8 protein-coding genes are annotated in these 12,821 nt (G+C 57.1%); 4 read left to right on the plus strand and 4 right to left on the minus strand.

The genetic code is table 11. The features are described from left to right. Nucleotides 1-3: 3 nt before the first annotated feature. From AB7M32_RS08260 to AB7M32_RS08270, 3 genes are all read left to right on the plus strand, one after another. Entirely contained in the window at nt 4-7,380 is a 7,377-nt protein-coding gene (locus AB7M32_RS08260; protein WP_454249627.1) for a two-partner secretion domain-containing protein, read from the plus strand. A gap of 9 nt (nt 7,381-7,389) precedes the next feature. Then, nucleotides 7,390-7,839, plus strand: a complete 450-nt coding sequence (locus AB7M32_RS08265) for a DUF2247 family protein (protein ID WP_454249628.1) — start codon at nt 7,390-7,392, stop codon at nt 7,837-7,839. Between the two features lie 419 nt (nt 7,840-8,258). Continuing rightward, a complete protein-coding gene (locus tag AB7M32_RS08270) occupies nt 8,259-8,702 on the plus strand; it encodes a hypothetical protein (protein ID WP_454249629.1) in 444 nt (147 codons plus the stop codon). Between the two features lie 139 nt (nt 8,703-8,841). Here AB7M32_RS08270 and AB7M32_RS08275 read toward each other — a convergent pair whose 3' ends face one another. Together AB7M32_RS08275 and AB7M32_RS08280 are read right to left on the minus strand one after the other, a co-directional pair. Continuing rightward, entirely contained in the window at nt 8,842-9,279 is a 438-nt protein-coding gene (locus AB7M32_RS08275; protein WP_454249630.1) for a hypothetical protein, read from the minus strand. 529 nt (nt 9,280-9,808) lie between these two features. Beyond that, the gene (locus AB7M32_RS08280; RefSeq protein WP_192262949.1) at nt 9,809-10,081 is read right to left on the minus strand and encodes a hypothetical protein; all 273 of its coding nucleotides are present in this window, start codon (nt 10,079-10,081) and stop codon (nt 9,809-9,811) included. Nucleotides 10,082-10,569: 488 nt separating this feature from the next. On the opposite strand from AB7M32_RS08280, the gene AB7M32_RS08285 reads away from it, so the two are divergent. Beyond that, nucleotides 10,570-12,051, plus strand: coding sequence for a leucine-rich repeat domain-containing protein (locus AB7M32_RS08285; RefSeq protein ID WP_454249631.1), 1,482 nt, complete (start codon nt 10,570-10,572; stop codon nt 12,049-12,051). Nucleotides 12,052-12,172: 121 nt separating this feature from the next. Here the strand turns inward: AB7M32_RS08285 and AB7M32_RS08290 are convergent, their stop codons facing one another. After that, nucleotides 12,173-12,478, minus strand: a complete 306-nt coding sequence (locus AB7M32_RS08290) for a HigA family addiction module antitoxin (RefSeq protein WP_025211727.1) — start codon at nt 12,476-12,478, stop codon at nt 12,173-12,175. A gap of 8 nt (nt 12,479-12,486) precedes the next feature. Beyond that, nucleotides 12,487-12,765 carry a type II toxin-antitoxin system RelE/ParE family toxin gene (locus tag AB7M32_RS08295; RefSeq protein WP_072340959.1) on the minus strand — a complete coding sequence of 93 codons (279 nt, stop codon included), beginning with the start codon at nt 12,763-12,765 and terminating at the stop codon, nt 12,487-12,489. Nucleotides 12,766-12,821: the final 56 nt, after the last annotated feature.

Raw genomic sequence — 12,821 nt, forward strand, 5'->3', positions numbered from 1 at the left:
ATCATGGACGACCGCCAACACGCCTTCCTGGCCCGCCAGCCTTCTGCTGCCCTGAAAACCCGCGACGCCTTCTGGGGCATGCCCAAGCGTGGCCTGGCGTTCCTGTTGGCCAACGTCATGTTCTGGCAACCGATGTGGGCCCAGGCGGGCGGCATCGTGGTCAGCGCCCCGGGCACCAGCCTCGGCCAGGCCGGCAACGGCGTGCCGGTGGTCAACATCGCCAAGCCCAACGGCAGCGGGCTGTCTCACAACCAGTTCAAGGACTACAACGTCGGCAGCAATGGCGTGATCCTCAACAACGCCACCAACCCGGCCCAGGCCACGCAACTGGGTGGGATCATCCTCGGCAACCCGAACCTCCAGGGCACGGCCGCCACCACCATCCTCAACGAAGTCAACGGCGGCAACCCCAGCCAACTGCGCGGCTATACCGAAGTGGCGGGGCAGTCGGCCCACGTCATCGTCGCCAACCCTTATGGCATCAGCTGTAACGGCTGCGGTTTCATCAATACCCCAAAGGCGACCCTGACCACCGGCAAGCCGATCATCGAAAACGGCCAGGTGGGTCGCTATCAGGTGGACCAGGGCAGCGTTGCGATTGAAGGCGCAGGCCTGAACGCGAACAACGTCGACCGCTTCGAAATCATCACCCGCAGCGCCAAGATCAACGCTGAGATTCAGGCGAAAAACCTGACCATCGTGGCCGGGCGCAATGACGTTAATGCAGGCACCCTGAATGCCACCGCCCGCGCCGACGACGGCAGTGCCAAACCTGAATTGGCCATCGATTCCTCGGCCTTGGGTGGTATGTACGCCGGGGCGATCAAGCTGGTGGGTACCGAGGCCGGAGTCGGGGTGAAGCTGGACGGCAAGATGGTCGCCAGTGGGGGGGATATCCAGCTGGATGCCAATGGGCATTTGAGTTTGGCGCAAACCACGGCGGCAGGCGCCGTCGAGATCAAGGCTCAGAGCCTGGACGCCCAAGGGACGATCTATGCCGGTAGCCGTGTCCAGGCGACGACCCAGGGCACCCTCAGCAACCAACAAGCCATCGCCGCGCGCGAGAATGTCACGCTGACCACTGACGGCCAGCTCAACAACCTTGGCATCATCGAAGCGGGTGTCAACGTCGATAACACCCGCAACCAGATGGGCGACGTGGTGCTGACCGCGGCGAGTATCGACAACCGCGGGCAGAGCGTCATCGCCAGTCGCGACCTGAAAGCCACGACCACGCAGACCCTCGACAATCGCGGCGGCACTTTTTCCGCCGGCAAGACCCTGACGCTCGACAGCAAGGCCATCGACAACCGCGCCGGCACGCTGGTTAGCCAAGGCAAAATTCAAGCGCTGGCCACTGGAACGTTGGATAACCGTGATAAAGGGATCATCGCCAGCGACGGCGAGCAAACCCTGGTCGCCGGGACGCTAAAAAACAGCGCAGGCGTCATCAGCAGTAACAACCTTCTGAAGCTCGAAGCGAAAACCTTGGATAACAGCGGCGGCAAAATAGCGTCCGACGCTGCACTAACCCTTGGAGGCGGCGATGCTGAAAATAGCGGAGGTCAAATCACCAGCCAGGGTGATCTCGTTGCGACCCTGAAAAGCTTCAATCAACAGGACGGCAAGTTGGTTAGCCAGGGGAAATTGACCCTGACCGCAGACAGCATCCGCAACGGCGACGATGGCTATATTGCCTCGGTCAAGGCCATGAGCCTGACGGCTCACCAACAGCTGTTCAATACCGGCAAGGCGATTATCAGCACCAAGCAGGGCCTGACGATCAGTGGTGGTGCTGTCGATAACGCCAATGGCAGTCTGCTCAGCCAAGGAGACCTGATAGTCGATATCACTGGCGATCTCGTCAACCAGGATGGCAGTGTCATCACCCAGGCCGGGAATGTGGATGTCGAGGCGAGCAGCCTCGATAACCGTGGTGGCGTCTTGGCAAGTGTCGATGGCTGGCTGAAAACCACCCTCGACAAGGTCCTGAACAACGGCAAGTCGCTCACCGTAGGCGGCGATGCCGGATTGATCCAGGCGCAGTCCGTCAAAGTCGGTGCAGAGCAAGCGGTGTTCAACAATGGCGGGCAGGTGTCGGCCTTGTCCGGGACCGCTGAAATCACTACTGCCACACTCGAAAACCGCAGCGGCGCAGTGCTTGCCAAACAGGCTCTGACGGTACGTGCCCATGACTTGGATAACAGCGGCGGACGGGTTGCGGCGGACACTATTGATTTCGGTCTGACCGGCGCACTGACCAACCAGGACGGCCTGGTGGAGGGCGCCAATGGCCTGCTGATCGGCGCCGCGTCGATTGACAACCAGGGCGGCAAATTGCGCTCAGTAGGCAAGTTGGGGGCCGCGACCCTCACGGTTGACCAACTGCTGGACAACCAGAGCGGCGTCATTGAAGCGGCCACCCAGGACCTGTCCTTGCAAATGGCAGGCTTCAAGAATGCTGGCGGCAACGTTCGTCATGTGGGCACCGGCACTTTAGCTGTGGACCTCGCCAGGTTCAGCAACATCGGCGGCAGCCTGATGACCTCGGGCACCCTGGCTGTCGACGCGGCGCGTTGGGACAACAGCTCGGCTATCCAAGCCAATGTCCTGAACCTGAAGGTGGGCCAGCTCAATCAGACCAGCACCGGCAAGTTGATTGCGGTGCAAAGCTTGCTGGCCACGGGCGGTACCTGGAACAACGCGGGTACCATCAGCAGCGACGCTGATTTGGATCTGCAACTGACCGGCGCTTATGTCGGTACCGAAAACAGCCGTGTCAGCGGTGTCAATAAATTCGATTTGAGCGCCGCCAGCCTCGACCTATCCAGCGGTTCGCGCCTGGCTGGCGGTGGCGCTACCACCGTCACCAGTCTCGGTGCATTGAACAATGCCGGACGGATCACCGGCGGCGGCAAGTTCTCTCTGGCCGCCACGAGCCTGGTCAATACAGGCACGTTGGGTGGCGCCGACACCGTCGAACTGGTTGCCAATGAGGCCCGCAACGATCGCGGCCTGATCTTCAGCGGCGCGGACATGGCCCTGCGTTTCAACCGCTTCACCAACTATCGCGCGGACGTCTACAGCCTGGGGGCACTTAATGTTGCGGCACGAGATGGCGTCGCTCGCAGCGTGCTGCTGGAGAACATCTCCGGCACCCTCGAGTCGGCGAAGGATATGTCGCTGCGCAGCGACACCCTGATCAATCGCAAGGACGTCTTTACCACCACCGATGAGCTGGTGTCAGGCTCCATCAGTGTCAAATGCTATGACTGCGGCGGCGATCATCACAACGTCGACTACATAGCCAATGAAACCTACCAGAGCGTAGTGCTTGAAGACTCGGCCAGTGCCACCCTGATGAGTGGGGCGAAACTGACCGTTGATGGCTCTGCGGTGACCAACCAATACAGCGTGATGGCCTCGGCTGCCGACCTGCAGATCACGGCAGACAATTTTGCCAACATTGGCGCTGCTTCCGGCACCAGCGTCAGAACGCGGACCTGGAACACCGGCAGGGTCACCGACGGAACCGACGAGCGTTTCCGGAACAGGTTCATCGCCCCCTACAACGCCCAGGGCAACCCGAAACAAGTTCCCGTCGACGCGCTCAACAGCTTCCGTCAGGTCGGTGATATCACGATCGTGACGCCAGGGACGTCGCTGGCACCGGCGGTTGTTCAGTCGGGCGGCAACATCAGCATCCAGGCTACGCAGCAGCTGGCGAACAGCAGTGTCGTGCAGTTCCAGGCGCCCCTGGCGGGCACGGCAAAATCAGCGGCAACCGATGTTGCCAACGCCGCACAGCCAGCGGTTGTGGTGCTCAACCCGCAGCTGCCGCCTGATCTGGCCCAACAACAAGTCAACCCGACCACCATGCCCGGGTTCACCCTGCCGACGGGCGAAAATGGCTTGTTCCGTGTCGTCGACAGCGCGGCCGCAGCGCAAGACAGCCACGACCAGAGCCGGGCCACTGTGCAGGGCTCGGATGCAAGCCGGGTGATCACCGGCCCCAAGTATCTGATTGAAACCAACCCCGCGCTGACCGACCTCAAGCAGTTCATGAGCTCGGACTACCTGTTGGGCAACCTGGGTTATGACCCCGACACCAGCTGGAGGCGCCTGGGCGATGGCTTGTACGAGCAACGCCTGATTCAACAAGCGGTGCTGGCCCGCACTGGGCAGCGTTTCATTGCCGGACAGACCAGCGATGAAGGCATGTTCAAGTACCTGATGAACAACGCCATCGCCAGCAAGGATGCTCTGGACCTGGCCGTTGGCGTGACCCTGACTTCGCAGCAAGTCGCCGCACTGACCCACGACATCGTCTGGATGGAAGATCAGGTCGTCAATGGTCAACATGTCTTGGTGCCGGTGCTCTACCTGGCACAGGCCAACAACCGGTTGACGGCCGATGGTGCGCTGATCCAGGGCAAGAACCTCACTCTGATTGCGGGCACCGACCTGAAGAACGCCGGGACGCTGCGTGCCAGCGAGAACCTCTCGGCGGCGGCAGGAAACAATCTGCTCAACACGCGCCTGGCCGAGGCGGGCGAGCGGCTCAAGCTGGTCGCCGGCAAAGACCTGGTCAACATGCAAGGCGGCATCCTCAAGGGCAAGGATGTCGAGCTGTCGACGTTGACCGGTGACATCCGCAATGACCGGACCATTACCACGATCGAGAACAGTGGCAACGGTTTCAGTTCGAAAACCTCGGTGGTCGACAATGCGGCGCGCATCGAGGCTGGCAACAACGTCAGCGTTCAGGCAGCCGGCGATCTATTGAACGTGGGCGGCGCCATTACGGCGGGCAATGACGTTGATTTGCGCGCAGGAAAAGACATCGTCATCTCCGCGGCCCGCGAAGAAAGCGGCTCGATGCGTAAGGACAAACGTCACTTCTGGGAGCAGAGCCAGACCGTACAGCATGCCAGTGAAGTGCAGGCAGGCGGCGACCTGAATGCCACTGCTGGCAACAACCTGACCGTGGTCGCCAGCCATCTCGGGGCCAAAGGCGACATCAACCTGAGCGGCAACGATGTCGCCCTGATCTCGGCGGCTAACCAGGACTCCAGCGAATACCGCTACAAGCGCAGCGGCAAGAAGATCAACAAGGAAGAAGACCATGTCTCGCAGCAGGCGACCACGCTCACGGCTGGAGGTGATGTAAGGGTTGGTGCACGCAATGATCTGTTGATGGTTGCGAGCAAGATTGCGGCGGGTAACGAAGCCTACTTGGTGGCGGGTAAACAGTTGAGTCTGCTGGCTGAGCAGAATCGTGATTACTCGTTGTATGACATGAAAAAGAAGGGGAGCTGGGGCAGTAAAGCCGCACGGCGAGACGAGGTGACTCAACTCACCCATGTCGGGAGTGAAATCACCACCGGAGGCGACCTGATACTGGTCAGCGGTGGTGATCAGACTTATCAAGTGGCGAAGCTGCAAAGCGGCAACGCCTTGATCATCGACAGCGGTGGGCGCATCACCTTCGAAGGGGTCAAGGACCTCCACGACGAGAGCCATACCAAGAGTAAAAGCGACCTGTCCTGGTACAAGATGAAAGGCGAGGGACGGACCGACGAAACTCTGCGACAGAGTGCTTTGGTTGCCCAAGGCAAGTTGGTAATCAAGGCCGTCGATGGACTACGCATCGACGTCAAGCAAGTCGATCAGCAGAGCGTCAGCCAGACCATCGATGCGATGGTGAAGGCTGAACCGGATCTCGCCTGGATGAAACAGGCTGAGGCCCGGGGCGACATCGATTGGCGCCAGGTAAAAGAAATCCACGACAGCTTCAAGTATGAGAACTCCGGCCTGGGCGCTGGTGCCAAGATTGCCATCGCGATCCTGATGTCGTTCATCATGGGCCCGGCAGGTTTCGGGTTATCGGGCGCCAACCTTGCGGTCGCCACTAGCCTCAGCACCACAGCGGTCACCAGCACCATCGATAACAAAGGCAATCTGGGTCTTGCGCTGAAGGAAACAGTCAGCGCCGATAGCCTGAAGAGTGCGGCCATTGCCGGTTTCACCGCCGGTGTTTTGGATTATGCGGACAAAAACTGGTTTGCCAGTTCCGACAGCGCCAGCACTACCACTCAAGGCGTCGAGCCGTCGGCAGGTTCCTCAGGTTCCGCAGGCTCGGCAACGAGCGCCAGTAATTCCTCCAAGGATATCTTCCGTTGGAGTAACGCGACTGACACGGCAATCCGCACAACTGGGCGAGCAGTGATCTCCAGCAGTATCTCCACCGCGATCGGCGGCGGTAGCTTTAGCAGCAACTTCAATGCTGCCCTGCTGGGTGAGGCCGGCAACGTGGCGATGGCGACCGGCTTCAACTGGGTGGGCGACAACATCAAGTTCTCGAATGGCGGCCCACAGAAAATTGTTGCCCACGCGATCATGGGTGGCCTGCTGGCTGAGCTGACGGGGAGTGATTTCAAGACGGGTGCAGTAGCCGCCGGTTTGAATGAAGCGCTGATTCCCGGCATGGTCAAAGTTGCGGATGGAAACGAGCATCTGCAGCTGATGCTGTCGCAACTGACGGGGCTGCTGGCAGCGGCGGCGGTCGATGGCGATCTGGAGACAGGCTCGAAGATCGCCGAGAAAGCGACCACCTTTAACTACCTGTTCCATGCAGAGCTGCTCGAAAGAGAACAGAAGCTCAACACCTGTGCCTCCCCAGCGGATTGCCAAGCCGTCAGGGACCACTACAACAACCTCGACGCGACTCGGAACAGAGAGTTCGGCCAGTACTGCCAGCAGAACCCGACGGCTTGTTTGCAAGTGACCAAGCAGTTGGTGGATGAGATTCCGGCCAATGAGAAGTTGCTGCATGACGGCAGAAGCGCCGGGCTCGATCGCTCGGCAGCACTTTGGGAGCTTACTCGAAGTAACGAGCGTGCCATCAACATCGGCATCATCGAGAAGACGCGCACCGAAAAAGGCGATGGTGCTGCCTTTCTGGAGGAGCTTGCGTCGGATGGATTGAGTCCGGACCGAGGTTTGTTCTCTTCGACTGCTGGGGGGAAGGGTGGTACAACCGGGGTTAAGGTTGGGGTTGTTGGGGATGGTCCTAAAGGGGGGGATAACCCCGTTCTAGGGAAACCAAGAGTTGGTAGTGCGAATAAGTCTCCCGATGGTCAGCATGGTTTTAGTGATATTATCGATAATTATGCAGGAGATGCTGCAAAGTTTGAAATACCAACTAAAGGTGCAGGCGGTGAGGTAGTAAGGGTTTCCGAATTGAGGCAAATTGAAGGCAGCAATAACGGAGTTGGCGGTGTATTTGAGTGGATTGTTGATGAAGGAAAGGTAACACATCGGCGTTTCATTCCCGGTGGTCAGGTCACCGGGCGACCTAACCAAACTCCAAGAAGATAAGGAGGGAAAATGTCTCCATTCAAAATTTTGTCTGAATTAGGGTTGGTGTGCTGGTCGACCATTTTTTTAGGGTTTCGAAAAGGCTGGGTGAAAAGATCAGATGTTTTCGATTATGCTATCGGTCAGTTGATGAGTGAGGATGCTGGTCAGGAAGTTGCCCTAATTGCTGGTGGGGAGTACTTAAGTGATGAAGAGCTTCTTGGGTTGATCGAGAAAAAACAACAAGGCCAAGATACTGTCTCGGATCTGGATAAGTGGCGGCTGGCATTTTTGTTATGTATTGGTCGGTCTGGTGATAGTGAGGAAAATAAGGTGTTTAGACTTCAAGAGGTTTATGCAGATTTTGACTATCCAGAGGATATGGCTTTGTGCAGCGTATATTCCCAAGGGGAAGTTTCTCCACTAGTGGCGATGAGTTGGGTAGTGAAGAAACTGCAGGGTCAGCTTTTGTCTTCATGATTTAGCAAAAAAAGGGGCCCATGTTCCTCTCCCCGACACTGTGCCGCCGGTGCGTCGCTGAATTTGAAGTTTGATATAGGTGGCATATGTACGCATTGCCTGACGATTTTGATTTCTTGCTATTATTCGCGTGTTACTTGGAAGTGGATGGTTTTCGAAAAGGGGGCAGCGAAAAGGGGGCAGATTTATTTTATGAGATCAGAGGGGGTGGGTTTATTGGCTTGCTCGGTGATCTAAAATAAATCTGTCCCCTTTTTTCCCAAAGAACTGCTTGGTGGAGGGGGCAGATGATTCTCAGATTTATTTTGTGAAACGCAGAGGGGCAGATTTGTTGGTTTTGCTCGGTTTATAAAATAAATCTGTACACTTTTCCCATTGTTTTGCTGGATCGAAATAAAAGCGCGCCTTGGAGGGCATTGATGCGTCACGATATCGTTTTACGTTTTATCGCAGTGATGTTGTTTTGCTTCACGCTGACCGGATGCATTCATTACGAGCATAAAAGCGCAGAAGGGAGGCCCTGGGACGAGGTCGCGACAATTCGGCAGTTCGACAAGAGTTTGTCTATAGACAAAATCGATGACGATACATCGTTATATTGGCTAGCCCGTCAAACCGAGTATCGACTCGGTGCAGGAAGGCATAAACTTTCCGTTAAGCGCGCCATTGGAACCGAATACACACGTCCAATTGAAATGACCGTGGATTTGGTTGGTGGCCGTACCTATGGGCTTTATGGCGTTTCTTCGATGAAGTGGTGGTACTACGAAGTTCGCGATGTCGAGACAGGGCATTCTGCGAAAGTTATAGAGCCGGCCGCCACAACGATGCCTTCTGGATCAACCGGGCAGGCGGTCCAATAGTTTTATCATGGCGAGGGAGCAAGCTCCCTTGCCACAAAAACCGGATTGTTGATCGCTCAGCATGGGCAGATTTATTTTGCTGTCCCCTGCCTTTTCTTCCTGTCGCGCCTTGGGTGTCCCAGGTTCGCGTACTAAGAGTTTACAGCGGGCACCACGGGTCTTCCCCCTTCGCGCTTTCCAGGATCTTCGGAAAGTTTCGCTCAAAGGCCCAGCCTGAAGCCACGGCAGTCATGGTGGTTTTGCAGGCGGGGTTCTTTTCCGAGACGATCACGTTCATATAGAACTGGCTGCCGTAGATTGTCGGCGCCCATAGCACCATGTCGCTTCTTTCGGCATTGCTGTCGACTTTCAATTGGATGGTATTGACGAGTCTCCCACCCGTCGTGAGCTCGGTCACTTGTGGGTGAAAGCAGTGGTTCAGGTAGCCTTGTACCCGTTCCTCCACCACTGCCCGCTCTTGCGTCAGGCAGTATTCGGGGCTGGTTTTTCCAGTGTTCAGCAGTTCGTCCTTGGTATGCGGATGCAGTGAACAGCCGCTCAATAGCAGAAAAACAATCGCTGTAAATTTCTTGTACAAAACTCATGCTCCTTCAGAGATTGTGGGCTGCCAAACCTGATTGCCGTAAGGGCGGCGGGCGGGACTATACGCAATTTGTTTCGCTGTGGAATGGTCAAACGGGCTTGTCGTAGGGATCGACGGAGCGAATATTCCCCATTGACTTGCAGTAAGGAAAAGGGGACAGATTTATTTTATGAGATGCAGAGTGTCCCCTTTTTTTGATCGGGGTGCCGAGGTCTTGGGAACCGTGATCGATTCCGGTCGTGGCGAAGGCATGGTTGTGTTGGCGCTGTTTGAGGAGATTTTGGCGCAATTGTGGCGCAGTTCTTGACGAACTGCGCCACAGCTCATCGCAGCAGATGGACTACGTTATGGCCACAAATAAAACCAATGCTACCCCGCTTAAATGGGTGGCATTGGGTTACCGACCAACCTAGCAGATTGACTCCCCAGCGCTTCCAGTCCTTCACCACATCATCGATGACAGCAGTGGCAGTGTCTCTAACGGATCGTGAAACGGGCGACCCCAAAGGTCGCCCGTTTTCATTTACTCAGCCGCCTGCGCCCGCAACCGCCTCCCAATCACATCCATCACATCACACCCATCACGCAGCGATATCGTCAGCATTTTGCAAAAGTCGGAGAGCACCAGCGTGTCGGAGCTGATTTCCGAGCGGAATGCGATGTTTTCCAGCAGTTGAGTCACGGTACGGATGCGGTAGTCGGCGGTTTCGAAGAGGACGTCGAGCGGGGCTTCGGTGTCGATGAGCAGGGTGGCGGGGATGCAGTCGATGCCGGTGATGGGCATGTATCGTTTCATCGGTAGTACCTCATTCAATTGAAAGGAGCTACCTCGTTAATCGAGTCGCCAAACCCGAATCGCCATTAGGGCGACGATGGAATATAGGCTGGCTTGTCCGGGTGCTACAAGACGCCGCTTTCCGAGCTTGATGTAGGACGTTTAGCCTGTCTGTGGTGGTATTCGTTACGTGGGGTTGGGCTGCCGGCGGCGGCGAGGTGTTTGCTTCCGTTTGGGGGCGGAGCGTTCATAGAGGGGGGTTGCTGCGCAGCCCAGCGGGAGCAAGCTCCCCCGCCACAGGGGATTTGTACAGCCTTTAGGTGGGTGAGTTGTCCTGAGGGGCGCCGTCGTTGATCTTCTGCTAGAAATCTGTAATTCGGAACAAGGCCGGGGTACCTCGTTTTCCGTCTCAACATCCTCTTCAGCAAGGCTCTTTTTTGTGCTTCCCTTATGGCCACTTTTCTCTTTCGCAGCCTGCCCAGCGCTCGCCCACTTCGGACTCACAAACCGTGCACAACCCCACCCGCAACGCGCTGACCACCCAACTCACCACCCACCCCGATGACATCACCACACGTGCCGCGCTTTACCGCGATCTGCTCGACACCGCCGAGGTTTCATTGGACGGCGTACGCCTCGCCGCAGGCCTGTGCGATCCGGCCGCTAACGTCGTGATTGCTCAGTTGAACACCACGGCACATACCAATCGCCCCGGGCCGTTGCTGGCGCAGCTTCGTAACTTGCCGGTCGATCATCTGGAGTTGGATAACGCCGAGCCGGCGTGGTGCGACGCCCTGGCTGGGCTGCCTTTACGCACGCTGGTGCTCAACAGCCCACGTTTCAGCTGCGATCAAAGTGTATGGCAACGCTTCCCAGACCTCGCTCTCGAGAGCCTGGAAATCAGCGGATTCTCCCGCGCCGATAACGCCACCAGCCTGCCTTCCCTCGAACGGCTGCGCCGGCTGAAGTTAAGCACCTACGGTGAAGACTTCGACGACAAAATCCTTCAACACCTCGGCAATAGCCCGCTGCAAGAACTGTCGCTGAACCGTTGCGATGACGTCACCGATGATGGCCTTCTCGGGCTGTCAAACCTCAGGTTGCGGTCACTTACGCTGGAACGCGTCGGCGAGCTGACGTCCCGTGGGATGGCGCACTTAGGCAGTCACCCCCTTGAGCAATTGTCCCTCGGTTGGAGCAGCGCAATCCTGAAGGACCCTGCATGGCTCTCCGGCCTGAGCGCATTGCGTTCTCTGAGCCTGGATCAATGTTACGCAACAGACGCCACGCTACACGCCCTTGCGGGTCTGCCCATCGAACGGCTTTCGCTTCCCTCTTCGTATGTTTGCGAGGACGACCTTGAGATATTGGAAGGCATGCCACTCGCCGATCTGAATCTCAAATCTTCACGTCAAACAATTGAGCGGCTCGATGTGCTGCACGGGTTTCCACTCAAGCGCCTGGGGCTCTCCGATGTGCAAGGCATCGATGCAAGTACGTTGAGTGATCTGCGTGGTTTGGAGTTGGAATCCCTGGACCTGTCATTGAACGACATCACTTGGAAGGAACTGAAACAACTCGTCGGCCTGCCACTGAAACGGTTGAATCTCAGCTTCTGTCGTGGTGTCGATGGCAAGGTTCTGCGCAAGCTCGTCGAGCTGGGCTTGCCGTTGGAGCAACTTGAAATAAGCGGCCTGGACCTGCGCGATGCTGACCTGGCCTGCCTGCGCGATCTGCCGCTGCGGCGCCTGGGTTTGTATGACAGCCCTTGGCTCACCGACGCCGGAGTGGCCCACCTTGTTCGGCTGCCGTTGAGTGATCTGACGATCTCGGCAGATCCCGGGGAGTCGCGGATTACGTCAGCCGCAGTGCCGCTGTTGGAGCAACTGCCGCTGCACACATTGGCGTTGCTGAACTGTTCCGGGATCAGTGCCGAGGGTTGGGATCGGCTGGCCAGGTTGCCAGCTCGCGTGATGGGGCCAGGTATATAGGCTGACGCTAGTCACTCATCGTCCTGGCGCAAAAAGCGCTTGCGGCAAACGCGTGGTGTCTTTGTATGCCCAACAAAAAGCCCAGCTATTTTGCTGGGCTCAAATTTCTGTTTTGTGCTGGTTATGCGCAGTGAGGAACCTTCTCCACTTCCCTGTGAATCTGTTCCCCTTTAGCAATCTCAGCTGTACGTAAATCATACGCAGTCTGCAGATTCAGCCAAAACTGCGCTGACGTTTCCAATGCGGCGGCCAGGCGCAAAGCAACATCCGCGCTGATGCTACGGCGCATCAAGACAATGTCATTTACGGTGGGGGCAGAAACGTGCAACGCCCTTGCAAGCGCAGCTGCGGTAAGGCCAAGCGGTTCCAGATACTCTTCTTTGAGAATTTCTCCAGGGTGTACGGGCCTCATGCCATTCTTAAACATGATTCACCTCAGTGATAATCTACGATTTCTACATTTTCGGGGCCGTTGGCGCCCCAGACAAAACAGATCCGGTACTGACCGTTAACTCGGATGCTGTGCTGGCCTTCCCTGTCGCCATATAGCTGCTCCAACCTGTTTCCGGGTGGGGAGCGCAGGTCGTTGAGGTCGACCGCAGCATCGAGCATGCCCAGCTTTCGTTCTGCCACTGAAAGGATGGCTGCCCAGCGCCGGGTTTTGCCGGTTTCAAAAAGAGCTTGGGTGTCGGCGCATCTGAAGCTTCTGATCATCTCTTAATGCTTAACGTTATGCGTTAAGGCGAGTCTACATTGTTTGCTGGGATACT

It is taken from the genome of Pseudomonas sp. R151218B TE3479, from assembly GCF_053629195.1.

What these genes read in the sequence shown, in the direction of transcription:
- AB7M32_RS08260 (WP_454249627.1), top strand. Translation starts at nt 4, where the DNA reads ATGGACGACCGCCAACACGCCTTCCTGGCCCGCCAGCCTTCTGCTGCC.
- AB7M32_RS08265 (WP_454249628.1), top strand. Translation starts at nt 7,390, where the DNA reads ATGTCTCCATTCAAAATTTTGTCTGAATTAGGGTTGGTGTGCTGGTCG.
- AB7M32_RS08270 (WP_454249629.1), top strand. Translation starts at nt 8,259, where the DNA reads ATGCGTCACGATATCGTTTTACGTTTTATCGCAGTGATGTTGTTTTGC.
- AB7M32_RS08280 (WP_192262949.1), bottom strand. Translation starts at nt 10,081, where the DNA reads ATGAAACGATACATGCCCATCACCGGCATCGACTGCATCCCCGCCACC.
- AB7M32_RS08290 (WP_025211727.1), bottom strand. Translation starts at nt 12,478, where the DNA reads ATGTTTAAGAATGGCATGAGGCCCGTACACCCTGGAGAAATTCTCAAA.
- AB7M32_RS08295 (WP_072340959.1), bottom strand. Translation starts at nt 12,765, where the DNA reads ATGATCAGAAGCTTCAGATGCGCCGACACCCAAGCTCTTTTTGAAACC.